19 protein-coding genes are annotated in these 22,419 nt (G+C 72.2%); 14 read left to right on the top strand and 5 right to left on the bottom strand.

Features of this window, described 5'->3' with window-relative positions; translation table 11 throughout:
* The first annotated feature begins 24 nt into the window (after nucleotides 1-24).
* The 5 genes from ABZV00_RS04680 to ABZV00_RS04660 all read left to right on the top strand — a co-directional run bounded on the left by ABZV00_RS04680 (nucleotide 25) and on the right by ABZV00_RS04660 (nucleotide 4,572).
* Nucleotides 25-894, top strand: coding sequence for a hypothetical protein (locus ABZV00_RS04680; protein WP_355601849.1), 870 nt, complete (start codon nucleotides 25-27; stop codon nucleotides 892-894).
* Nucleotides 891-2,087 carry a fumarylacetoacetase gene (gene fahA / locus ABZV00_RS04675; RefSeq protein ID WP_355601847.1) on the top strand — a complete coding sequence of 399 codons (1,197 nt, stop codon included), beginning with the start codon at nucleotides 891-893 and terminating at the stop codon, nucleotides 2,085-2,087. Before ABZV00_RS04680 ends, fahA begins: the two co-directional genes overlap by 4 nt.
* 253 nt (nucleotides 2,088-2,340) lie before the next feature.
* The gene (locus ABZV00_RS04670; RefSeq protein WP_355601845.1) at nucleotides 2,341-2,550 is read left to right on the top strand and encodes a DUF397 domain-containing protein; all 210 of its coding nucleotides are present in this window, start codon (nucleotides 2,341-2,343) and stop codon (nucleotides 2,548-2,550) included.
* Nucleotides 2,551-2,687: 137 nt separating this feature from the next.
* Nucleotides 2,688-3,170: an SRPBCC family protein gene (locus tag ABZV00_RS04665; RefSeq protein WP_328421136.1), complete on the top strand. Its 483-nt coding sequence runs from the start codon at nucleotides 2,688-2,690 to the stop codon at nucleotides 3,168-3,170.
* Between the two features lie 142 nt (nucleotides 3,171-3,312).
* Entirely contained in the window at nucleotides 3,313-4,572 is a 1,260-nt protein-coding gene (locus ABZV00_RS04660) for a PQQ-binding-like beta-propeller repeat protein (protein ID WP_355601843.1), read from the top strand.
* A 154-nt stretch (nucleotides 4,573-4,726) separates the two neighbouring features.
* On the opposite strand, the gene hisC is transcribed toward ABZV00_RS04660, so the two are convergent.
* The 4 genes from hisC to hppD are packed head-to-tail and all read right to left on the bottom strand — an operon-like array spanning nucleotide 4,727 to nucleotide 8,821.
* Nucleotides 4,727-5,830, bottom strand: a complete 1,104-nt coding sequence (gene hisC, locus ABZV00_RS04655; protein WP_355601841.1) for a histidinol-phosphate transaminase — start codon at nucleotides 5,828-5,830, stop codon at nucleotides 4,727-4,729.
* Nucleotides 5,827-6,870: an RDD family protein gene (locus tag ABZV00_RS04650; protein ID WP_355601839.1), complete on the bottom strand. Its 1,044-nt coding sequence runs from the start codon at nucleotides 6,868-6,870 to the stop codon at nucleotides 5,827-5,829. Before ABZV00_RS04650 ends, hisC begins: the two co-directional genes overlap by 4 nt.
* A complete protein-coding gene (locus ABZV00_RS04645; RefSeq protein WP_355601837.1) occupies nucleotides 6,867-7,598 on the bottom strand; it encodes an RDD family protein in 732 nt (243 codons plus the stop codon). Before ABZV00_RS04645 ends, ABZV00_RS04650 begins: the two co-directional genes overlap by 4 nt.
* Nucleotides 7,599-7,609: 11 nt before the next feature.
* The gene (gene hppD, locus ABZV00_RS04640; RefSeq protein WP_355601835.1) at nucleotides 7,610-8,821 is read right to left on the bottom strand and encodes a 4-hydroxyphenylpyruvate dioxygenase; all 1,212 of its coding nucleotides are present in this window, start codon (nucleotides 8,819-8,821) and stop codon (nucleotides 7,610-7,612) included.
* Between the two features lie 139 nt (nucleotides 8,822-8,960).
* Between hppD and ABZV00_RS04635 the strand changes: the two genes are divergently transcribed.
* The 6 genes from ABZV00_RS04635 to ABZV00_RS04610 all read left to right on the top strand — a co-directional run bounded on the left by ABZV00_RS04635 (nucleotide 8,961) and on the right by ABZV00_RS04610 (nucleotide 18,202).
* On the top strand, nucleotides 8,961-9,449 hold the full coding sequence (locus ABZV00_RS04635) for an Lrp/AsnC family transcriptional regulator (protein ID WP_328421125.1): 489 nt from the start codon (nucleotides 8,961-8,963) through the stop codon (nucleotides 9,447-9,449).
* A gap of 117 nt (nucleotides 9,450-9,566) precedes the next feature.
* Nucleotides 9,567-11,024: a PQQ-binding-like beta-propeller repeat protein gene (locus tag ABZV00_RS04630; protein ID WP_355601832.1), complete on the top strand. Its 1,458-nt coding sequence runs from the start codon at nucleotides 9,567-9,569 to the stop codon at nucleotides 11,022-11,024.
* Nucleotides 11,025-11,172: 148 nt separating this feature from the next.
* Nucleotides 11,173-12,840, top strand: coding sequence for a fumarate hydratase (locus tag ABZV00_RS04625; protein ID WP_328421121.1), 1,668 nt, complete (start codon nucleotides 11,173-11,175; stop codon nucleotides 12,838-12,840).
* Between the two features lie 259 nt (nucleotides 12,841-13,099).
* Entirely contained in the window at nucleotides 13,100-16,081 is a 2,982-nt protein-coding gene (locus ABZV00_RS04620) for a BTAD domain-containing putative transcriptional regulator (protein WP_355601830.1), read from the top strand.
* A 35-nt stretch (nucleotides 16,082-16,116) separates the two neighbouring features.
* Nucleotides 16,117-17,526, top strand: a complete 1,410-nt coding sequence (locus ABZV00_RS04615) for a class II fumarate hydratase (RefSeq protein WP_355601828.1) — start codon at nucleotides 16,117-16,119, stop codon at nucleotides 17,524-17,526.
* Between the two features lie 64 nt (nucleotides 17,527-17,590).
* Nucleotides 17,591-18,202 carry a GNAT family N-acetyltransferase gene (locus ABZV00_RS04610; RefSeq protein WP_355601826.1) on the top strand — a complete coding sequence of 204 codons (612 nt, stop codon included), beginning with the start codon at nucleotides 17,591-17,593 and terminating at the stop codon, nucleotides 18,200-18,202.
* On the opposite strand, the gene ABZV00_RS04605 is transcribed toward ABZV00_RS04610, so the two are convergent.
* Entirely contained in the window at nucleotides 18,169-18,714 is a 546-nt protein-coding gene (locus ABZV00_RS04605; protein WP_355601824.1) for a CGNR zinc finger domain-containing protein, read from the bottom strand. The genes ABZV00_RS04610 and ABZV00_RS04605 overlap by 34 nt on opposite strands.
* 85 nt (nucleotides 18,715-18,799) lie before the next feature.
* Here ABZV00_RS04605 and ABZV00_RS04600 point away from each other — a divergent pair, with 85 nt between their 5' ends.
* From ABZV00_RS04600 to ABZV00_RS04590, 3 genes are all read left to right on the top strand, one after another.
* Nucleotides 18,800-19,774 carry a DMT family transporter gene (locus ABZV00_RS04600; protein ID WP_355601822.1) on the top strand — a complete coding sequence of 325 codons (975 nt, stop codon included), beginning with the start codon at nucleotides 18,800-18,802 and terminating at the stop codon, nucleotides 19,772-19,774.
* Nucleotides 19,775-19,787: 13 nt separating this feature from the next.
* The gene (locus tag ABZV00_RS04595; protein WP_355601820.1) at nucleotides 19,788-20,540 is read left to right on the top strand and encodes an HAD family hydrolase; all 753 of its coding nucleotides are present in this window, start codon (nucleotides 19,788-19,790) and stop codon (nucleotides 20,538-20,540) included.
* A gap of 130 nt (nucleotides 20,541-20,670) precedes the next feature.
* On the top strand, nucleotides 20,671-22,380 hold the full coding sequence (locus ABZV00_RS04590; RefSeq protein ID WP_355601818.1) for a S8 family serine peptidase: 1,710 nt from the start codon (nucleotides 20,671-20,673) through the stop codon (nucleotides 22,378-22,380).
* Nucleotides 22,381-22,419: the final 39 nt, after the last annotated feature.

Below are 22,419 nucleotides of genomic sequence, written 5' to 3'. Positions count from 1 at the left end.
TAGCGTCCCGTACATTCTTGTTCCGTGTCAACGCAGGTGCCCGCACTCCTCGACGGCCTGGTGGACGACGCCGCCGTCTTCCCTCCGGGCAGCGCCGCGCTGCCCGATGCGCTGGCCGCCCACCGCCGGCATCGCACCGCCTGGTACGCCGACCTGGTCGGCCCGCTGCTGGTCCCGGCCTCGACCATTGCCGCAGGGGATCTGAGCGGTCTCGTCGACCCGGCCGAGGGCCTGGTGGTGGGCGTGATCGGTGACACCGGGATCGGGGGCCTGCCCTTCGCGCTCTCGTTCCTGGCACCGGACGGCGTCACCGCCCGCCAGGTCGAGGTGGCGGTCGCCAGGCGTGGCGAGGACCCACTGCCCGGCATCAGCGAGCTGCGCCGGCTGGCTGGCACCATGCCGGGCGTCGAGGCCGTCTACGCCGAGCTGCCGCTGACCTTTGGCCTGATGGGTGCGCTGGACGCGCTCGCCGCCGCTCGGGACGACGGGGTGCCGGTCGCGGCCAAGTTCCGCACCGGCGGGCTGGCCGCCGAACTCTTCCCCACCCCGGCCGAGCTGGCCGCGGTGATCTGCGCCTGCCGGGACCGGAACCTGCCGTTCAAGCTCACCGCCGGGCTGCACCAGGCGGTCCGGCACCTTGACCCGGAGACCGGCTTCACCCACCACGGGTACGCGAACGTGCTGGCCGCGACGCTGGCGGCCGCCGAGGGTGACAGCGTGGGTGCGGTCGCCGAGCTGCTGACCGTGGTCGACCCGCGCCCGCTGCTGGAGCGCACGGACGGGCGGCTGGACGTGCCCCGCCCGCTCTGGGTCGGCTTCGGCTCGTGCAGCATCCTGGAACCACTGACCGATCTGATCCGGCTGGGGCTGGTGAACGGGGGCTACGACGCATGACCTGGGTGACCGGTGCTGACGGTTCGCCGTACGGGGTGACGAACCTGCCGTACGGGGTTTTCCGGCAGGACGGGGGCCGGCCGCGGATCGGCGTGCGGATCGGGTCATGGGTGTTCGACCTGGCCGGGGCGGAGGCCGCCGATCTGGTGCTGGCCGCCGGTGCGCTGGGGCGGCCCACCCTGAACGAGTTCATGGCGCTGGGCCGTCCGCAGTGGACGGCGGTGCGGCAGCGGATCATCGAGCTGCTGACCGACCCGGCACACCGGGCGGCCGTGGAGCCGCTGCTGGTGCCGCTGGACCAGGTGAAGTTGCTGCTTCCCTTCGAGGTGGCCGACTACGTCGACTTCTACTCCTCGGAGCACCACGCGTCCAACGTCGGGCAGATCTTCCGCCCGGGCCAGCCGCCGCTGCTGCCCAACTGGAAGCACCTGCCGATCGGCTACCACGGGCGGGCTGGCACGGTGGTGGTCTCCGGTACGCCGGTGATCCGTCCGAGCGGCCAGCGCGCCTCCGCCGAGGGTCCGGTCACCGGCCCGTCGGTACGCCTCGACATCGAGGCGGAGGTCGGCTTCGTGGTCGGAGTGCCCAGCCGGCTGGGCGCCCGGGTGTCCGTCGACGACTTCGCCGAGCACGTGTTCGGGGTCGTGCTGGTCAACGACTGGTCGGCCCGGGACATCCAGGCCTGGGAGTACCAGCCGCTCGGCCCGTTCCTGGGCAAGTCCTTCGCGACCTCGGTCTCGGCCTGGGTGACGCCGCTGGACGCGCTCGCCGACGCCTTCGTGCCGGCCCCCGACCAGGACCCGCCGGTCGTCGACTACCTGCGTGACGCGCCGCATGCGGGGCTGGACCTCCGGCTGGTGGTTGAGTGGAACGGCGAGCGGGTCAGTGAGCCGCCCTTCGCCACCATGTACTGGACGCCAGCGCAGCAGTTGGCCCACCTCACCGTCAATGGCGCGTCCCTGCGCACCGGCGACCTGTACGCCTCGGGCACCGTCTCCGGCCCGGACCGGGGGCAGGTCGGGTCGTTCCTGGAGCTGACCTGGGGCGGGGCGGAGCCGGTGAAGCTCGGCGACGAGAGCCGCACCTTCCTCGTCGACGGCGACACGGTGACCATCACCGCCACCGCACCCGGCCCGGACGGCACCACCATCGCCCTCGGCGAGGTCACCGGAACGGTCCGTCCGGCCCGCTGAGCCGACCGGGCGTACCGCCCGCTGGACCGGGCCCGGCGGTCGTGTGAACCGGGCCCTCGGTACTGCCGGACCGGGTTGTTCACCCGGTCGGCCGACCGTCTCATTGATGGGACTGGTGATCGCACCGGCTGTGCGATCACCGATCCGCGTTTCCCCGTTGATCGTCGCGGATTCCGTCGCCCCACCGTGCGGAACGGGCCGGGCACCTGGCCGGCAGCGGTGGGGCATCCCATCGCACACGGAGGTAACGACGATGCACGATTTCGCGGGCGCGGTCTGGCGTACCAGCAGCCGTTCCAATGACCAGGGGCTCTGCGTGGAGGTGGCGGACAACCTGGTCGACGTCCTCGGTCTGGTCGCGGTCCGCGACTCCAAGGACCAGTCCGGGCCCACACTGGCCGTGAGCCCGCCGGGGTGGACGGCGTTCATCGGCGCGATCCGGGCGGGTCGCTTCGAACGCTGACCGTCGCCGGGCCGGTCGACGACCGGCGTCGAGCAGCCACCGAAATGGACAGCGTGGCCTCCGGGCGGTGGAAATTCCGTCCCGGAGGCCCCGTCCGGCCCTTACGCCGCGTACCGTCGACGACACGGGAGGGTGGCATGTCGACGGTGGCGGTTACCGGGTTCATCGAGGCGCACGCTGTCGATGTCTGGCGTCTGCTGACCGACCTGCCCGGCCGCGCGGCCCGGCTGACCACCGCCGGCCCGGTCGAGCTGCTCACCCCTGGTCCGTTCGGGCCGGGCACCGCATGGCGTGAGGAGCGTGTCCAGCCAGGCGGCGGCACTCTGACCGAGGAGTTCCTGGTGGTGGAGGCGCTCGCCCCCCACCGGCTGGTGCTCTGCTCATCCGGTGCCGGCGCGGAATACCGGATCACCTGGAGCCTGCGGCAGGTCCAGCGTCGCCGCCGTGGCTGCACGGCGATCACCGTCACCCAGGAGGCGGTGCCGACCGCCCCGTACGGCCGGGTGGTGGCGCTGTTGCTCGGCGGGCTCGCCGCCCGGGCGGTCGAGGTGGCGCTCCGGCGTGATCTCGCCGATCTGGCCGTCGCGGCCGGTGCCACCGGCTCCGTCGAAGCCGCCTGACCTCGTTCCGGCCAGCTCGGTCCGTCGATTCCCCCGTCCCGGGCGGCGGCGACGATCACCCCGCCTGACCACGCCCAGCACGGCGTGACCTGACCGGGGTCCGGCCGGTTCCGCTGGGTAGGGTGCCGGGCGGAGGTGGGGCATGGGGTTCCCGAAGGGCCGACGACGGCTGGTGGCGGCGGTCGCGGCGCTGCTCGCCACTGCGGTGGTCGCGGTCATCGTCCACCGGGTGCTCGCGCCGGCCGAGGTGAGCACGGTGGCCCGGGGTGCGTACCCGGCCGCGGCCCAGCCACCCGTCGGGGTGGTCGGTCGGCTGCCGGTCGCCCCGTTGATCGTGGACGCCCGGCTGCGGGTGTACGCCGCGCACCGTCAGGTCTATGCCGACCGGCCGGTCGACGGCCGGCACCGGACCACCCCGTACTGGTCCTACCGGCGCTGGCCGGCGGAGTTGACCGGGGTGGTGGCCAGCGGCAGCACGGTGGTCAGCCGCTGGTCCGACGGCCGGCTGGTCGCGCTCGACGCACCGACCGGCCGGGTGCTGTGGAGGGCCGACGGGCCGGTGCCCGCCGAGAGCGGGGCGGTGGTCCGGCGTACCGGGGCGACCACCGTCTGGGACCCGCGCGGGCTCTACCTCACCGACCTGGCGGACGGCCGGACGGTGCTGGTGGTCACCAGCGACACCCAGGCGCGCGGTGTGGAGTTGGCCGGCGGCCGTGAGCTGTGGAGGGTCGACCTGCCTGGGCGCTGCCGCAGCGACGTCGGCACCGCCGTGTCCGGGCAGCTGATCGGCCTGGACAGCTGCGCCGGCCTGGCCACGGTCGAGTTCCGGGACGCGGCGACCGGTGCGGTGCGCGACCGCTGGCGCCCGTCGGGTGCCCCGGACGGGTTGCTGGTGACCCCACTCGGATGCCGCACCGGACGGTCTGTCTGCCCGGCCCTGCGGACCGCCGGGCCGGGCGACGCGGGTGGCCGGGGTTGGCTGCTGGGCGCCAGCGAGCCGACCGCCGCCCCCGCGCTGGACCCGACCGGAGCAACCCTCATCGGTGAGCAGGCTGTCGCCGTGCTCGACGGGGTGGCGGTGGGCCGGTCGGCACGGTCGGGCGAAGAGCTGTGGCGGTTCGAGGGTCTGGGGACGACGGCCCGGGTGCTCGCCGTCCAACCCGGGCGTGTGCACCTGCTGACCGAGGCGAACGACCTGGTGACGCTGGATCCGGTGACCGGTACGCAGCTCTCCCGCTTCTCGCTCAACGTCGGCTCGGACGGTACGGGCTGGGCGCCCGGAGCGGTGGCGGCGGCGGACGGCTACCTCGCGGTGGAGCGGCTCCGCGAGCCGGTCGATCCGGACGGGGACGACCAGCGGTACTACCTGACCGCCGAGGCGGTGATCCTGGCCGCCACCTGATCGTGGCGAGTCGGCCATCCGGCCTCGCCGGCTGGCTGGCCGCTCGCCGCCGACGGCCGAGCTGACGCACGGCCGCCGGCGGGGTCTCAACGGCCGGCCGGGATTCGCCGGCGACCCGACGGATCGGCGGGCCAGCACGGCGAGATCGGTCGGGTCAGGTCAGCGACGCCTCCGCGGCGGCCAGGAACGCGTCGTTCTCGGTCGGGGTGCCGATGGTGACCCGGACCCCGTCCCCGGCGAACGGTCGGACGATCACCCCGCGCGCCTCGCACGACTTACCGAACGCCACCGCCCGCTCGCCGAGCGGTAGCCAGACGAAGTTGGCCTGGCTGGTCGGCACGTCGGGCACGAACTTCCGGATCGCCTCGGTGACCCGCTCCCGCTCGGCGACGACCAGGGCGCAGCGGCGCTCCATCTCCTCGGCCTGGGTGAGTGCGGCGAGCGCCCCGGCCTGGGCAGCGGTGCTGGTGGAGAACGGAGTCACCACCTTGCGGATCGCCGCCGCGACCACCGGCTGGGCAGCCAGCCAGCCGACCCGCAGCCCGGCCAGGCCCCATGCCTTGGACAGGGTGCGCAGCACTGCCACGTTCGGCCGGTCCAGGTAGCCGAGCCCGTCCGGCACGTCCGGGTCGGTGACGAACTCCCGGTACGCCTCGTCGATGACCACCAACACGTCGTCCGGTACCGCGTCGAGGAACCGGTCCAGCTCGGCCCGGCGTACCGCCGTGCCGGTGGGGTTGTTCGGGTTGCAGACCAGGATCATCCGGGTCCGGTCGGTCACCGCCGCGGCCAGCGCCGCCAGGTCGTGCCCGTGCCCGGCGTCGTTGGGCACCCGCACGCTGGTCGCGCCGCTGGTCGCCGCGATGATCGGGTACGCCTCGAACGACCGCCACGAGTAGAGCAGCTCGTCGCCGGGCAGGCAGGTGGCCCGGACCAGGTGGTCGGCGAGCGCCACCGACCCGCAGCCGGTGGCGATCCGGTCGGCGTCGACCCCGTACCGCTGGGCCAGCGCGTCGCGTAGCGCCACCACGCCCATGTCCGGGTAGCGGTGCGCGGCGGTGACCGCCTCGGTGACCGCCTCCACCACGCCGGGCAGCGGCCCGTATGGCACCTCGTTGCTGGCCAGCTTGATCGCCTCCGGCAGACCCAGCTCCCGCGCCAGGTCGGCGGGGCTGCGCCCTGGTACGTAGCTGGGCAGGGCGTCCAGGTCGGCGCGGGTCAGCCGTTGCGCCGGCTGCTGACGTCCGGGGTCGGTCATGGGGTGTCTCCCGAGGGCTGGGTGCGGTCGTTCGGGGTGGCGGAAGCGATGGCGGGGAGTTGGACGACCACCGTCTGTGCGCGCTTGTCGTGCAGCGCCTGACGCAGCGGATGGTCGAAGAGTGGGGAGAGGGCGTCGACCAGTTGCAGAATCAGGCCGAGCCCGAGGCAGTACCAGGCCAGGGTGGGCAGGCCCAGCGTCGTCCACCGGATTAGCGCCCGGCCGAAGCCCAGCGGCTGGTCGGCGGTGAGCGGCACCGCGCGGATCCGCATCAGCCGTTTGCCGACGGTCTGCCCGCCGGCGGCCATGGCGGGCACCTCGTACGCCAGCCAGAGCGCGGTGGCGATCAGCAGGATCACCACGATGAGGTTGCCAGCCTGCGGGCCGACCTCCGGCAGCCCCTCGGTGGACGGGTTGCCGGCCAACTGGCGCCGATACACCTCCCGCATGTACGGCAGCATCTCCCGGATCAGTCGCCAGACGAACCAGCCATTGACCAGAGCGTTCAGCGCGAAGACGATGGCGAAGTCGATCAGCCGGGCGGTGAAACGGGCGCCATAGCCGGCCAGCGGCAGGCCGTGCGGGCGCGGCTCGGGCGGCCGTCCGGGCCAGCCGGGCGGAACACCCTGTGGTCCCCAGCCGGGCGGACCGGCTTGTGGTCCCCAGCCGGGCGGACCGGCTTGCGGTCCCCAGCCGGGCGGAACACCCTGCGGTCCCTGGCCCGGCGGAACACCCTGCGGTCCCCAGCCGGGCGGACCGGTTTGCGGTCCCCAGCCCGGCGGACCGGCCTGCGGTCCCCAACCCGGGCCGTGCCCCGGCTGCGAACCCGGCCCGGGGTGCGGCGGCAAGCCCGGCGGGGCGGTCACCGGGGCGGCCGGCGCCGTGGGTTCGACCGGGGCGGGCGGGGGTTCGACCGGGGGCGGTCCCTCCGGCGGGGTGGCGTCGACGGGGATGGGTGCACCGAGCCAACCCTCACCGTCCCAGTACCGCCGGGTCTCAGGGTCGGCGGGGTCCACGTACCAGCCGGGTTGCACGCTCACCCGGACACCTTAACGACGACCGTTCGGGCGGCTTTGTCGTGGAGGCACTGCTGCCAGGGCTTGTCCCACAGTTGCCACAGCCCGTCGAGGTAGCTCAGGCCGGGAACCAGGCCGGCGCCCTGCTGCACCAGGTACCGCTTGGCGGCTGCCCGACGGTCGAGGGTGCGGGCCGGGTCGAGCGGCACGATCCGCAGTTTCATCATCTTCTTGCCGAGGGTCTGGCCGGTCTTGAACATCATCTCGACGTGGTAGATGTACGAGATCACGATCGAGACCACGATGATCGCGAGGTCGAGCCACAGCATCGGCACCAGGAAGTCGTTGAGGAAGTCGGGCTCTCTGACGGTGCCGTCCGGCGTGACCTGGACGAGGTCGGGCATGACGACGATCAAGAAGATGATCACCGCGGGCACAGCGAGCACCATGCCGATCGTCATGAACACCGCAGCGTCGATCAGGGCGGCCAGCAGCCGGTCGGAGAAGCTGGCCAGCGGCTGCCCGCCCGGGCTCAGCGTCGGTGGCGGCGTCACCGGTCGGGGTGGTCCGGCGTACCAGTGCGGCGGGGCGTACCCGGGCGGGGCGTACCCCGGCGGCACGGCGTACCCCGGCGGGGCGTACTGCGGCGGCACGGCGTACCCCTGGGGATGTGGGCTGGGCGGCACGACGCCGCCGGCGGCAGGCGGGGGCCCACCGACCGGCGGCGTCGGGTACGACGGAGGCTGCGTCACGCTTGCAAGTGTTACAGGTTGCCGCGGGCTTCCTGCTCTCGCTCGATCGCCTGGAAGAGCGCCTTGAAGTTGCCCTTGCCGAAGCCGAGCGAGCCGTGCCGCTCGATCAGCTCGAAGAAGACGGTCGGGCGGTCCTGGACCGGCTTGGTGAAGATCTGGAGCAGGTAGCCGTCCTCGTCCCGGTCGACCAGGATCCGGCGAGCCTTCAGCTCCTCGATCGGCACCCGCACGTTGCCGATCCGGGCGCGCAGCTCCGGGTCCTCGTAGTACGAGTCCGGGGTGTCGAGGAACTCCACTCCGGCGGCCCGCATCGCGTCGACGCTGCCCAGGATGTCGTTGGTGGCGACCGCGATGTGCTGGGCGCCCGGCCCCTGGTAGAACTCCAGGTACTCGTCGATCTGCGACTTCTTGCGGGCGACCGCCGGCTCGTTCAGCGGGAACTTGACCTTGCGGGTGCCGTTCGCCACGACCTTGCTCATCAGCGCCGAGTAGTCGGTGGCGATGTCGTCGCCGATGAACTCCGCCATGTTGGAGAAGCCCATCACCCGCTTGTAGAACTCGACCCACTCGTCCATCCGGCCCAGCTCCACGTTGCCGACCACGTGGTCGACGGCCTGGAAGAAGCGCTTCGGCTGGATGCCGGCGTCGATCATCGGCTGCCGGTCCACGATCGGGCCGCGGGCCACAAAACCGGGCAGGAACGGGCCGGTGTAGCGGGACCGGTCGACCAGCGTGTGCCGGGTGTCGCCGTACGCGGCGATGGCGGCCAGCCGGACCGTGCCGTGCTCGTCGGTCACCTCGTGCGGCTCGACCACGCTGGTGGCGCCCTGCGCGATGGCGTGCGCGTACGCGGTGTCGACGTCCGGCACCTCCAGCGCGATGTCGCTCACCCCGTCGCTGTGCCGGGCCACGTGCTCGGCGCCGTCGGCGTCAGGGCGCACCACGCCGGTCAGGACGAACCGGGCGGAGCCGCTGGTCAGCACGTACTGGGCGTGGTCCCGGTAGCCCTGCTCCGGGCCGCGGTACGCCACGCAGGTCATGCCGAACGCGGTGGAGTAGTAGTGCGCGGCCTGCTTGGCGTTGCCGACCAGGAAGTGCACGTGGTCGAGGCCCTTGACCGGGAACGGGTCGTGGCTGATGTCGTGGTCGACAGCGCCGACGAGCCGGTCGACGTCGACATCGACGTCCTCGGTCGACTGGGGTCGGTCGATCGCCTGGGTCATGGTGGCCTCCCTCGCGTACCGGCCGGCCTCGTGGGCCGCCGTGGTTGGTTTCTGTGGCGAGGATCGCGCCGCCACCCCCGAGTGGGCAACTGTCGGAGTAAACGCTGGTCAGGTTGCGCATTCGGTATGGTCTGAACCCATGAACGGTGAGCAGGCTGTACAGCTCGACGCGCTCGACGTGCGCTTGATCGAACTGCTCGCCGAGGAGCCACGGATCGGGGTGCTGGAGTGCTCCCGGCGGCTCGGGGTGGCTCGGGGCACCGTGCAGGCCCGGCTGGACAAGCTGGTCGACCGGGGGGTCATCGGCGGCTTCGGCCCGGACATCTCACCGACCGCGATCGGGTTCGCGGTGACCAGCTTCGTCACCCTGGAGATCAGTCAGCGGCACGGCCACGACCCGGTCACCGCCCACCTCGCCGCCATCCCCGAGGTGCTGGAGGCGCACACCATCACCGGCTCCAGCGACCTGCTCTGCCGGATCGTGGCCCGCTCCAACACCGACCTGCAACGGGTCATCGACCAGATCGTCTCCTCCGCGGGCATCACCCGTGCCAGCACCATAATCGCGCTCGCCGAACAGATCCCGTACCGCACCCTCCCCCTGATCCGCAGCGCGATACGCCAGTAAGGAGCAGCGCCTCCGGCGGAGGAACGGTCCTCTGATAACACCTCCGGGCCCAGAAAGCGCGGCGACACGGCGGCGCGGGCGTACGGAAGATCCGTGATCGTGGCTACGGTGTGCGGTGTGGCGAAGGGGAGCGTGCGCGGCGGGCTGCTGCTTGGCCTCGCCGTGGTCGTCGCCCTCGCCGCCACCGGCGTGTGGAACCCTTTTCCGGGCCTGTGGGACTGGCTGGACCGCAGCCAACCCATCTCCGACCCGGACGTGGTCTGGCAGCAGCGGGTCGGCGGCACCCCGCGCAGCGTGACCATCGCCGGCGACGCCGTGGTGGTCGAGCAACGCACCCGGGTCGAAGCCCGAAGCCTGGCCACCGGCGCCAAGCTCTGGGAGCGCAAGGCGGACTGGTCGGCGGTCGCCGGCGGTGACCGGGACCCGGTCGTCGCCGTGGGCAAGCTGCTGGTCAAGGGGTACGAGCTGCTCGACCCGACCACCGGAGTGACCCGGCGGCGCGACGACGACGCGGTGGCCGTCTGGACGTACCGCAACCTGCTGCTGGACGCCCACTGCACGGACGCCACCGACTGCACGCTGAGCGCCTGGGACCCCCGCGGCACCGCACCACTGTGGACGGCCTTCCTGCCCGGGGTGCACAGCGGGCTGCTCGCCGACAACCCAGGACTGCGCGGCACCCGCCGGATCACCACCACCCGGATCGACGACGGGGTGGCCGGGCCCGAACCGGTGCCACCGCTGCTCGGCTTCCCGGTCGACGGCCGCGTACACGTGGTCGACACCGCCACCGGGCGGGTACTGCAGAACGTCGAGCCGGGCCAGGACGAGCGGCTCTCGGTGGTGGGTGGCCGGATGCTGCGGATCACCGCCCGCTCCCAGGACGGCACCTGCTACTTCGCCATCTCCGCGCGGGACCCGGCGACCGGTCAGGAGGCCTGGCAGCGCGCCGGGGTCAACCTGCGGACCGCCGACAGTGCCGGCTGCGTGCAGCGGGAGGACCCGCAGGGCGCACGGAACGTACTGATCGGGGTCGGCCCTGATGGCCGCGAGGCGGTCATCGACGGGTACGACGGGCGGCTGCTCTGGGTCGGCGAACCAGGGACCCGGCTGATCGCGGTCGACGACCGTTACGCCCTATTCCGGGCGGCCGACAAGCGCTCGGTGGTGGCCCGCGAGCTCGGCACCGACCGGGTTATGTGGACCCGGCCCGCCAGCGGCAAGTCCGGTGCCGCGCTCACTCCGTACGCGGCCGTGGTCGCCGACGAGAAGCCGACCCGGTTGGTCGCCGTGAACCCGCGGACCGGCCGGGAGTTGGCCGCCCTGCGGACCTCCTCGAACGCCCTCGCGGTCGGGCCGCAAGGCATGATCATCGGCGAGGGCCGGGAAATCGGGTACGTCCGCTTCGGCGGCGGCGCCACCGGCGGCACCCCTGCCCCGCGGCCCGGCGACGGCGGCACCCCCGGCCCGGGCGGCACCGGCCCAGGCGGCACCGGCCCCAACCCCGGCGACGACGGCACCTGCGGCCCCAAGCGGGAACAATGCCCCGACCCGGGCAGCGGCAAGGACGGCTGAGCGGGCGGGTCGGCAGGGCGTGCCCCGCCATCAGCGGCGGTGGCCGGGACGAGTCGGAAGCGCGGGCGGACCCGGCGGGTGAGAGCGGCGTCCCAGGACCGCCCGGCGGGTGAGAATGATCGACCGGTCTGCCCTAGGCTTGCCGCTCATGAGCAGTGCCGCCGCATTCTCGTACGCCCCCCTGCTGCCGACCGGCCCCGACCAGACGGACTACCGCCTGGTCACCGACGAGGGCGTGGACGTCGTACACGGCCCGGGAGGCCGCCGATTCCTCACCGTGGAACCGGCCGCGCTCACCGCGCTGACCGCCGAAGCGATGCACGACATCGCGCACTTCCTGCGCCCGGCGCACCTGGCCCAGCTCCGGGCGATCATCGACGACCCGGCAGCCTCGCCGAACGACCGGTTCGTCGCGCTGGACCTGCTGCGCAACGCCAACATCGCCGCCGGCGGAGTGCTGCCGATGTGCCAGGACACCGGCACCGCGATCGTGATGGGCAAGCGCGGCCGGCACGTGCTGACCGACGGCGCTGACGCCGAGGCCATCTCCCGGGGCGTCTACCAGGCGTACACCAAGCTGAACCTGCGCTACTCCCAGCTCGCTCCGCTGACCATGTGGGACGAGCGGAACACCGGCAGCAACCTGCCGGCCCAGGTCGAGCTGTACGCCGAGGACCCGGACGGGCACCCCGACGCGTACAAGTTCCTGTTCATGGCCAAGGGCGGCGGGTCGGCCAACAAGTCGTACCTCTACCAGGAGACCAAGGCGCTGCTCAACCCGACGCGGATGATGCAGTTCCTGGAGGAGAAGCTGCGGCTGATCGGCACCGCCGCCTGCCCGCCGTACCACCTGGCCATCGTCATCGGCGGCACCTCCGCCGAGTACGCGTTGAAGACCGCGAAGTACGCCAGCGCCAAGTACCTCGACGCGTTGCCCACCGCCGGTTCGCTGAGCGCCCACGGGTTCCGCGACCTGGAGCTGGAGGCGGAGGTGCTGGAGCTGACCCGCAACTTCGGCATCGGCGCGCAGTTCGGCGGCCGGTACTTCTGCCACGACGTACGGGTGGTCCGGCTGCCCCGGCACGGCGCCTCCTGCCCGGTGGCGATCGCCGTGTCCTGCTCGGCGGACCGGCAGGCCGTCGCCAAGATCACCCCGTCGGGCGTGTGGCTGGAGCGACTGGAAACCGATCCGGCACGCTTCCTGCCCGACGTCACCGACGACTCGCTCGACGCCGAGGTGGTCGTCCGGGTCGACCTGAACCGGCCGATGGACGAGATCCGCGCCGAGCTGTCCAAGTACCCGGTGAAGACCCGGCTGTCGTTGTCCGGCCCGCTGGTGGTGGCCCGGGACATCGCGCACGCCAAGATCGCCGAGCGGTTGGACGCCGGCGAGCCGATGCCGCAGTACCTGCGCGACCACGCGGTCTACTACGCCGGCCCGGCGAAGACCCCCGAGGGCTACGCCTCCGGCTCGTTCGGCCCGACCACCGCCGGCCGGATGGACGCGTACGTGGAGAAGTTCCAGGCCGCCGGTGGCTCGCAGGTGATGCTGGCCAAGGGCAACCGGTCGGGCCAGGTGACCCGCTCCTGCCAGCAGCACGGCGGCTTCTACCTCGGCTCGATCGGCGGCCCCGCGGCCCGCCTCGCCCAGGACTGCATCAAGCACGTCGAGGTCCTGGAGTACCCGGAGCTGGGCATGGAGGCGGTCTGGAAGATCGAGGTGGAGGACTTCCCCGCCTTCATCGTGGTCGACGACAAGGGCAACGATTTCTTCGCCGAGGTCACCAAGCCGGTGCTCACCGTCGGCCGTCGCTGACCCGACAGACAGCGAAAGGGGCACCGGGCGTCTCCGCCCGGTGCCCCCTGTCGCCGTCCGCGCTCCACCGACATCGGTGCGCCCGCCCGCTGAGGTGGAACGGGCGCACCGCCCCCGTCGGATGTCGTCACCGACAACCCGGAGTGAGTCTTCGGTGCGCCGCTGTCGATCCACTCTCAGATCACTCTCGGCGGATCGGGGCGATCCGTGATCGTCGGGCTACTCTGCTGGAAGTTGCACTGTCGATGCGGGGGAGCAGATGCGGTTCGGGATCCTGGGGCCTCTGCGGATCGGCCGTGGCGAGTCCACGGTCACCGCTGGTCGCGACCGGATCGTGCTCGCCATGCTGCTGCTCCGTGCCGGCCGGCTGGTGCCGGTCGAGGAGCTGGTCGACGCGGTCTGGGAGGATCGCCCGCCGGCCACCGCCCGGGCACAGTTGCAGACCTGCGTGTCGCGGTTGCGGCGCCGGCTCGCCGAGCTCGGGCTGGCACCGGAGACCATCGTCACCGACCCAGCGGGGTACGGCATCCGTACCGCGCCAGCGGACCTGGATGCCGAGGTCTTCACCCGCGGAGTGGAGGCGGCCCGGGCCGCCGTGGCGGCAGGCCGGTTGACCGACGCGCGGGAGCAATTCCGCGCCGCGCTGTCGCTCTGGCGGGGGCCGGCGCTGGCCGGTATCCCCAGCCGCAGCGTCCGCCGTCGCGCGCAGGCGCTCGACGAGCAATGCCTCACCGCACTGGAGGTGTGCGTCGACGTCGAGCTGCGCCTCGGGCAGGCCGACGAGCTGATCGAGGAGCTGACCGAGAGTGTCGACCGGCACCCGCTGCGGGAGCGGCTGCGTGCCCAACTGATGCTCGCCCTCGCCTCGGTCGGCCGGCAGGCCGATGCGCTGGTGGTCTACCGCGAGGGCCGGCGGTTCTACGCCGACGAGTTGGGCATCGAGCCGGGCGCCGAGTTGCAGGAGCTGCACCAAAGGGTGCTCGCCGGCGACCTGGCCCTGTCAGGCCGGCAGACCCGGTCGATCGCCCCGGTCCGCTCGTTGCCCCGCGCGATCGGTGACTTCACCGGCCGGCAGGACACGGTTGGCCGCCTGGTCAAGCAGGTGGAGGAGAACGTCGCCCAGATCCAACTGATCGACGGGATGGCCGGCAGCGGCAAGACAACCGTCGCCGTGCACGTCGCCACGGCTCTCGCCGACCGCTACCCGGACGCCCAGCTCTTCATCGACCTGCACGGGCACAGCGAGCGCAGCCCGTTGACGCCCGGCGCGGCCGTGGCCACCCTGCTGCGTCAGCTGGGCGTGCCGGCGGAGCGGGTGCCGGTGAACCTGGACGACCAGCTGGCGCTCTGGCGGACCGAGCTGGCCGGTCGGCGCGCAGTGGTGGTGCTGGACAACGCGGCCAGCGCCGACCAGGTGAATCCGCTGCTGCCCAACGGCCCGCACTGCCTTGTCCTGATCACCAGTCGCCGCCGGCTGGTCGGGGTGGACGAGGGACGACCGTCGTCGCTGCCCGTGCTCGACGCCGACGAGGCGGTCGAGTTGCTCGGGCGGGTGGCCGGTGCGGACCGGGTGGCGGCGGAGCCGGAAGCAGCCGCCGAGGTGGTCCGCCGCTGTGGCCACCTGCCCCTCGCCATCCGGCTGGCCGGTTCTCGACTGGCGCACCGGCCCCGCCTGCGGATCGCCGACCTGGCCGAGCGGCTGACCTCCCGGCGGGATCCGCTGGCCGAGTTCGAGGCGGGTGAGCGGTCCGTCGGCCGCGCCTTCGCCCTGTCGTACGGCCAGGTGTCACCTGCGGCGCAACGAGCGTTCCGGCTGCTGGGCCTGCACCCGGGGGTACGTTTCGACAACCCGATCGTCGCCGTCCTCACGCAGCTTCCCCTACCCGAGGCACAGGACCTGCTCGACGAGTTGGTCGACGCGCATCTGGTGGAAGAGGCGGAGTCGGACCGCTACCGGTTGCACGACCTGGTCCGGGAGTACGCGCGGACGCTGGTCGCCGCGCCGGAGCGGGCAGCCGAGCGGCGCGACGCTATCGAGCGCCTGCTCGGCCACCACCTGCACGTCGCCGCGGCGATCGCCCGGAGGACGGAGCTCTCCGCCGGCGACTCGCTCATCCTGCTGCCTGAGCCGGCCTGCCCCGACCTGGTCGCGCCCATCGCGGCCCAGGGTCGGGTCTGGTTCGACGAGAACATGCCCGCGTTGGGTGCCCTGGTCCGGCTGGCCGAGACCGAGGGATTTCCGCGTCTCTGCTGGCAGTTGGCGCGGGCCTGCTGGTACGCCCAGTTCGAGGGCGGTCGCCTCGACGAGCTGATCGAAACGCACGCGGTTGGCCTTCGCGCCGCGGAGGAGTTGGGTGACGACGCGGCGGTGGCGATGACGCTGAACTACCTCGCCTCGGCCCACTACCGGCTGGGCGGGTTTTCCGAGTCGATCCGGCTGATGGAGAGGGCGGTCGACCTCTACCGCCGGCTCGGGTCGCGTCGCGATGTCCGCAACACCCTGGGCAACCTGGGTACCGCGCACGTCGCCAATGGCAACTACCGCCTGGGCCGGGAGTGCTACCACGCATCCGCCGCGCTGGCGCGGCGGATGCAGGAGCAGGTCCCGCTGGCGAACGCGCTCAACAATCTGTCGATCGCGCTGCTGCTGTGGGGCCGGCACGAGGAGGCCCTGCGTACAGCCCGACGCCACCTGTCGCTGGGCCGGGAGATCGGCGACCTCCGGCAGGTCGGCAATGCCATCGGGCACCTGGGCATGATCCGGCACCGGATGGGCCACGGCGAGCCGGCCCGCCGGCTGCTGCGGGTGGCGCTGCGCCTCAAGCGCGAGGCCGGCAACCGGTTCGGCGAGGGCGAGGTGCTCACCGAGATCGGGATGATGGAGTGGGAAGCGGGCCGCCCGCAACGGGCCGCCGACCTGTACCGGGCGGCGCTCGTCGAGATGACCGGGGTGGGCGACCGGATCGGCCAGTGCGCCTCGCGGAATCTGTTGGCCCAGGCGATCCTCGATCAGGGGGACGTGGCCAGCGCGCTGGACCTGCACCGCAGGGTGTTGGGGGACGCCACGCGGATCAACGCGCGCTACGAGCAGGCCCGGGCGTTGGACGGCATCGCCCGCTGCCTGCGCCCGACCGATCCGGCGGCGACTCGATCGCACTGGGTCCGGGCGCTCGCGCTGTTCCGGCAGATCGAGTCGCCGGACCAGCACGAGGTGGAGCGACTGCTGGCCGAGTTGGACTGACGGATCATCTGCACGTCGGCGACGAGCGCGGCAGGATGGTACGCGTGACGACTCCAGAAGCGACCGGTTACCGGATCGAACGCGACTCGATGGGTGAGGTGGAGGTGCCCGCCGAGGCGCTGTGGCGGGCGCAGACCCAGCGTGCGGTGCAGAACTTCCCGATCTCCGGCCGGGGCATCGAGCCGGCCCAGATCAAGGCGCTCGCCCAGATCAAGGGCGCAGCGGCCGAGGTCAACGGGGAGTTGGGCGTGATCGACCCGAACGTGGCCGCGGCGATCACCGCCGCCGCCGCGCACGTGGCTGACGGCGGCTACGACGACCAGTTCCCGATCGACGTGTTCCAGACCGGCTCCGGAACGTCGTCCAACATGAACGCCAACGAGGTGATCGCCACCCTGGCCACCCGGGAGCTGGGCCGGGACGTGCACCCGAACGACCACGTCAACGCCTCGCAGTCCAGCAACGACGTCTTTCCGTCCTCGATCCACCTGGCCGCCACCCAGTTCATCGTGGAGGATCTGCTGCCGTCACTGATCCACCTCGCCACGGCGTTGGAGGCCAAGGCGGCGGAGTTCGAGACCGTGGTCAAGGCGGGACGTACCCACCTGATGGACGCCACGCCGGTCACCCTGGGCCAGGAGTTCGGCGGGTACGCCGCCCAGGTCCGGTACGGCGTCGAGCGGCTGGAGTCGGCGCTGCCCCGGCTGGCAGAGCTGCCGTTGGGCGGCACCGCCGTGGGCACCGGCATCAACACTCCGCTCGGCTTCGCCGCCGCCGTGATCGGCAAGCTGCGCGAGTCGACCGGGTTGCCGCTGACCGAGGCGCGTAACCACTTCGAGGCGCAGGGCGCCCGGGATGCGTTGGTGGAGACCTCGGGGCAGCTGCGGACCGTGGCGGTCGGGCTCTACAAGATCGCGAACGACATCCGCTGGATGGGCTCCGGTCCCCGGGCCGGCCTGGGCGAGCTGCGCATCCCCGACCTCCAGCCCGGCTCGTCGATCATGCCGGGGAAGGTCAACCCGGTGGTCGCCGAGGCGATGCGGCAGGTCTGCGCCCAGGTGATCGGCAATGACGCGACGGTGGGCTTCGCTGGTTCGCAGGGCGACTTCGAGCTCAACGTGATGCTCCCGGTGATGGGCCGCAACCTGCTGGAGTCGATCCGGCTGCTGGCGGCGACAAGTCGGCTGTTCGCCGACCGCCTGGTGGTCGACCTGGTCGCGGACGCCGAGGTCTGCCTGGCGTACGCCGAGGGCTCGCCGTCGATCGTCACGCCGCTCAACCGCCACCTCGGGTACGACGAGGCCGCCTCGATCGCCAAGGAAGCGCTGGCCAAGCAGACCTCCATCCGCGAGGTGGTGATCTCCCGGGGTCACATCGACTCGGGCAAGCTCAGCGAGACCCAACTCGACGAGGCGCTCGACCTGCTCCGGATGACCCACCCCTGACGCCCCAGGGCGGCGGGGAGTAAGTCGGTCGACCGGGGCGCGGAGTGGGCGGGATGATCCTGCGGTGTCGAATGGTGACCTTCAGGGTGCGGCCGGCCTGCCGCCGGTGACCGAGCGGCTGCGGTTGCGGCGACTCACCATGGCCGACGTGGACGCGCTGGTCGAGCTGGACAGCGATCCCGAGGTGATGCGCTTCCTCACCGGTGGCGTCGCCACCCCGATGGCCACGGTCCGGGACGAGCAGTTGCCGAAGCTGTTGGCCCAGTACGACCGGCATCCGGGGCTGGGCCGCTGGGCGGCGCTCGACCCTGAGACCGGCGGGTTCCTGGGTTGGTTCGCGCTCGACCCGTCGGCCGACGGCACCGAGGCCGAGTTGGGCTACCGGCTGCGCCGCTCGACGTGGGGGCGCGGGCTGGCCACCGAGGGTTCCCGGGCGTTGGTCCGGTACGCCTTCGGCACTGTCGGCGTGCGCCGGGTCTGGGCCGAGACGATGACCGTCAACGACCGCTCCCGACGGGTGATGGCCAAGGCCGGCCTGCGTTACCTGCGTACCTTCCACCTGCAGTGGGACGACCCGATCCCGGGCACCGAGCACGGCGAGGTGGAGTACGAGCTGCGGGCCGAGGAGTGGGCGGCCGCCGCTCAGGAGTGGCCGGCGGCCCGACGGGCGCGGTAGGCGGTCACTGCGGCGCGGTTGCCGCAGCCGGCCTCGCAGAACCGCCGCGACCGGTTGCGGGACAGGTCAACGAGCACGTTGTCGCAGTCCGGGTACTCGCAGATCCGCAGCCGGCTCAGCTCCCCGGCTCGGACCAGGTCGGCCATCGCCATCGCCGCCTCCACCGCGATCCGGGTGGCCAGCGGCGCGTCGCGGGGCACGGCGTGCAGGTGGTACGGCTCGTCGTCGTGCTCGATGAGCTGCGGCAGCGCCCGGTGCTCGAGCAGCAGGCTGTTGACCACGGCGACGACCTCGGCGGGCTCGCCGTACCAGATGCGGCGCAGCCGGGGTCGCAGCTCCCGGACGGCGCGTAACTCGGCGTCGGTGCGCTCGTGCCGCCCGCTGTAGGTGTGCCGGACGAAGAACGTGTCCAGCGCGGCGATGTCGGGCAGCAGTTCGCCGTCCCGGCCCGCGGTGTTGACCAGCGCGGCGGCGGCGATCAGCGAACACTCGGTGTCATGAGCGAACAGCAACTTGACTCCTGTCACAGGGGCCGCATAGCGTCATGGGTACAAGGATAGTTTGCTCATGACACCGTGTCGTCCCGAGGAGCGCGAGATGCAGTCACGACCCGCCGCAGGCGCCGCGCTGGCGCTGCTCTCCGCGGTCACCTTCGCCACCTCGGGCACCTTCGCCCGGTCACTCATCGAGGCCGGCTGGTCGGCCGAGGCCGCGGTGATCGCCCGGGTCGGCATCGCTGCCCTGGTGCTGGCGATCCCCGCCCTGCTGTCGCTACGCGGCAGGTGGCACGTGCTGCGGCAGAACGCCACGCCGATCGGGATGTTCGGCCTTCTCGGCGTGGCGCTGGCCCAGGTCTGCTTCTTCAACGCCGTGCGCTACCTGCCGGTCGGCATCGCACTGCTGCTGGAGTACCTGGGCATCATCCTCGTCGTGGGCTGGATGTGGCTGCGGCACGGGCAGCGCCCCCGCCGGCTCACCGTGGCCGGCTCGGTGGCCGCCCTGGCCGGGCTGGCGTTCGTGCTGGACGTCACCGGCACCGCCGGCTTCCACCCGGTGGGCGTGCTCTGGGGGCTGGGCGCCGCATTCGGCCTGGCAGGCTACTACGTGCTCGCCGGCCGGGTCGATCCCCGCCTGCCCTCGGTCGCCATGGCCAGCGGCGGGATGGCTGTCGGCGCCGCAACGCTGCTCATCATCGGGCTGACCGGTCTGCTGCCGCTGCGGGCCACCTTCGGTGAGGTCACCTTCGCCGGGCAGCGCACCAGCTGGCTGCTGCCAATCGTCGGGCTCTCCCTGGTGGCTGCCGTGATCGCGTACCTCGCCGGCATCGCCGGCACGCGGATCCTCGGCCCCCGGCTCTCGTCGTTCGTCGGGCTGACCGAGGTGCTCTTCGCGGTGCTGATCGCCTGGCTGCTCCTGGACGAGCTGCCCACCGCCTGGCAGTTGTTCGGCGGCGCGATGATCGTCGCAGGGGTCGCACTCGTGCGCCTCGACGAGCTGCTCGGGTCGTCAGGGCCAGAGCCCGCGCCCGCGCCCGCCTCGCCTGAGCCCGCGCTGACCCGCGACGGCCGATGAGACAGTGGTCCCCGTGCTGACCACCGTGGTGTTCGACGCCGACGAGACCCTGCTGGATCTGCGCCCGGCGGTGACCGGCGGGCTGCTGGCCGTCCTCGACGAGATGCGGCGGCGCAGCCCGGCGGCGGCCGAGGTGTCGCTCGCCGAGCTGGAGTCGGACTGGGGCGCGGTCTTCGGGGAGCTGAGCGCCGCTCCGGTGGCGGAGATCCGGCGCGCCGCGCTGGCCCGGTCGCTGGCCCGCGCCGGACTGGACGCGCACCTGGACGAGGTCGCCGCCCTCTTCTTCGCCCGCCGATTCGCCCTCACCCGACCGTTTCCGGACGTGCCGCCGGCGCTGGCCAGGCTGCGCGACCGGTACACGCTGGGCTTCGCCACCAACGGCAACAGCCGTGCCGAACGCTGCGGGCTCGCCGGCGAGTTCGCCTTCGAGGTGTACGCGCACGAGAACGGCCTGCCGAAGAAGCCAGCCCCGGAGTTCTACGCGGCGGTGGTCGAGGCAGCCGGGGTGCCGGCCGGGCAGATCGTCTACGTCGGTGACTCGTGGGAGCACGACGTGCTGGCACCGCGGCGGGCCGGCCTGCGATCGGTGTGGTTGAACCGGCACGGCCTGCCCCGCCCGGTCGGGGGTGCGCCCGACGCCGAGGTGTCCACCATGGCCGATCTTCCAGCGGCGCTGGCCGACCTGCCCGCGATACTGGCTGACCTGCCCGTGCAGCCGGCCGACCGGCCGGTGGTGCGGGCCGATCTACCCGGGGCTCGCGCCTAGCTGGGCGAGGCTTGCGCCGACCTGGGCGGATGATGGAGAGATTCACCGCCATAACGGACGCTGACCTGGCGCAAACCCGCCGAGTGTTGTGTGATGGCTGCCACGTCCCTCAACGAGAGGATCCGATGTGGTGAGCAAGCGCTTCACCGCCGGTGCCGTCGCGACCGCGGCTGTGCTGGCACTTACGGTGACGGGGTTGGGTGTACCAGCCAACGCCGCGCCGACCAGCTTCCGAACCTTCACCGTAGTCGCCGAGGATGGCGTCGCCGCCGAGACGGCTGTCGCCGCCATCCGGGCTGCTGGCGGCACTGTGGTGTCCCGGTCCGACGAGGTCGGCATGTTCCAGGTGACCAGCGACCGGGCTGACTTCGCGGTCAGGGCGACCGCCGCCCCGACGCTGATCGGCGCCGCCGAGCAGAAGGCCATCGGCCGCAAGCCGAAGCTGGACCGGGTCGAGCAGGAGCAGGTGCTGGCCAACACGGCCGCCGCCGGTGCCGCCGCCAAGAAGGGCGCCAAGCTGGACCCGCTCGACGAGAAGCTCTGGGGCCTGGAGATGATCCGGGCCGACCAGGCCCGCAAGATCGAGCCGGGTGACCGTCGGGTGACCGTCGGCGTGCTGGACACCGGCGTCGACGCCAGCCACCCCGACATCGCGCCGAACTTCAACTGGTCGCTGTCGCGCAACTTCGCGCCGGACCTGACCGACGTGGATGGCCCGTGTGAGGTGCCGAGCTGCCTCGACGCGGTGGGCACCGACGACGGTGGGCACGGCACCCACGTGGCGGGCACCATCGGCGCGGCCGCCAACGGCCTCGGCCTCTCCGGCGTCGCCCCGAACATCTCCCTGGTCGAGCTGAAGGGTGGCCAGGACTCCGGCTACTTCTTCCTCAACCCGGTGGTCAACGCTCTGGTCTACGCCGGCCGGTCCGGGATCGACGTGGTCAACATGTCGTTCTACGTCGACCCGTGGCTCTACAACTGCAACGCCAACCCGGCCGACTCCCCGGCGAGCCAGGCCGAGCAGCGGGCCATCATCAAGGCGATGAAGCGGGCACTGACCTTCGCCCACAACAAGGGCGTCACCCTGGTCGGCGCGCTCGGCAACAACAACGAGGACCTGGGCGCACCGCGCACGGACATCAGCAGCCCGGACTACGGCGCCGCTCCGTACCCCCGGCCGATCGACAACAACAGCTGCTGGGACCTGCCTGTCGAGGGCCCGCACGTGATCGGTGTGTCGTCGGTCGGCCCGTCCGGCAAGAAGGCGGACTTCTCCAACTACGGCACCGAGCAGATCTCGGTCGCCGCGCCGGGTGGCTTCGCCCGGGACGGCTTCGGGACCCCGACGTACAACAGCCCGGGCAACCGGATCCTCTCCACGTACCCGCTGAAGGTGCTCCAGGAGGAGCCGATCTCCCCGACCATCCCGGACCCCCGGGTGGACGCCAACGGCAACATCGACCCGCGGGTGGCCACGCTCGTCTTCAAGCAGTGCAAGGCCAACGGTGACTGCGGCTACTACACCTACCTGCAGGGCACCTCGATGGCGTCCCCGCACGCCGCAGGCGTGGCCGCGCTGATCGTCAGCCGGTTCGGCAAGGCGGAGCGCCGGGGTGGCTTCGGCATGTCGCCGGACCTGGTCGAGCAGCACCTCTACCGGACGGCGGCCGAGCACGCCTGCCCGGAGCCGCGGCTGCAGCAGTACCGCAATGAGGGCCGGGACGAGACCTACGACGCCTACTGCGCCGGTGGGGTCAACTTCAACGGCTTCTACGGGTACGGGATCGTCGACGCCTACGCGGCGGTGAAGACCCCGCTCAAGCCGAACGCCCGTCCGTAAGGCAACGCATCGGGGCCCGGTCGACCACGGTCGACCGGG

Source organism: Micromonospora sp. NPDC005173, from assembly GCF_040608515.1.
Taxonomy (GTDB): Bacteria; Actinomycetota; Actinomycetes; order Mycobacteriales; family Micromonosporaceae; genus Micromonospora.
Note: the sequence above shows the minus strand (reverse complement) of the source record. Positions and strands in the feature narration are given on the sequence as shown.

What these genes read in the sequence shown, in the direction of transcription:
- hppD (WP_355601835.1), bottom strand. Translation starts at nt 8,821, where the DNA reads ATGACCCAGGCGATCGACCGACCCCAGTCGACCGAGGACGTCGATGTC.
- hisC (WP_355601841.1), bottom strand. Translation starts at nt 5,830, where the DNA reads ATGACCGACCCCGGACGTCAGCAGCCGGCGCAACGGCTGACCCGCGCC.
- ABZV00_RS04615 (WP_355601828.1), top strand. Translation starts at nt 16,117, where the DNA reads ATGGTACGCGTGACGACTCCAGAAGCGACCGGTTACCGGATCGAACGC.
- ABZV00_RS04670 (WP_355601845.1), top strand. Translation starts at nt 2,341, where the DNA reads ATGCACGATTTCGCGGGCGCGGTCTGGCGTACCAGCAGCCGTTCCAAT.
- ABZV00_RS04620 (WP_355601830.1), top strand. Translation starts at nt 13,100, where the DNA reads ATGCGGTTCGGGATCCTGGGGCCTCTGCGGATCGGCCGTGGCGAGTCC.
- ABZV00_RS04625 (WP_328421121.1), top strand. Translation starts at nt 11,173, where the DNA reads ATGAGCAGTGCCGCCGCATTCTCGTACGCCCCCCTGCTGCCGACCGGC.
- ABZV00_RS04635 (WP_328421125.1), top strand. Translation starts at nt 8,961, where the DNA reads ATGAACGGTGAGCAGGCTGTACAGCTCGACGCGCTCGACGTGCGCTTG.
- ABZV00_RS04665 (WP_328421136.1), top strand. Translation starts at nt 2,688, where the DNA reads ATGTCGACGGTGGCGGTTACCGGGTTCATCGAGGCGCACGCTGTCGAT.
- fahA (WP_355601847.1), top strand. Translation starts at nt 891, where the DNA reads ATGACCTGGGTGACCGGTGCTGACGGTTCGCCGTACGGGGTGACGAAC.
- ABZV00_RS04600 (WP_355601822.1), top strand. Translation starts at nt 18,800, where the DNA reads ATGCAGTCACGACCCGCCGCAGGCGCCGCGCTGGCGCTGCTCTCCGCG.
- ABZV00_RS04660 (WP_355601843.1), top strand. Translation starts at nt 3,313, where the DNA reads ATGGGGTTCCCGAAGGGCCGACGACGGCTGGTGGCGGCGGTCGCGGCG.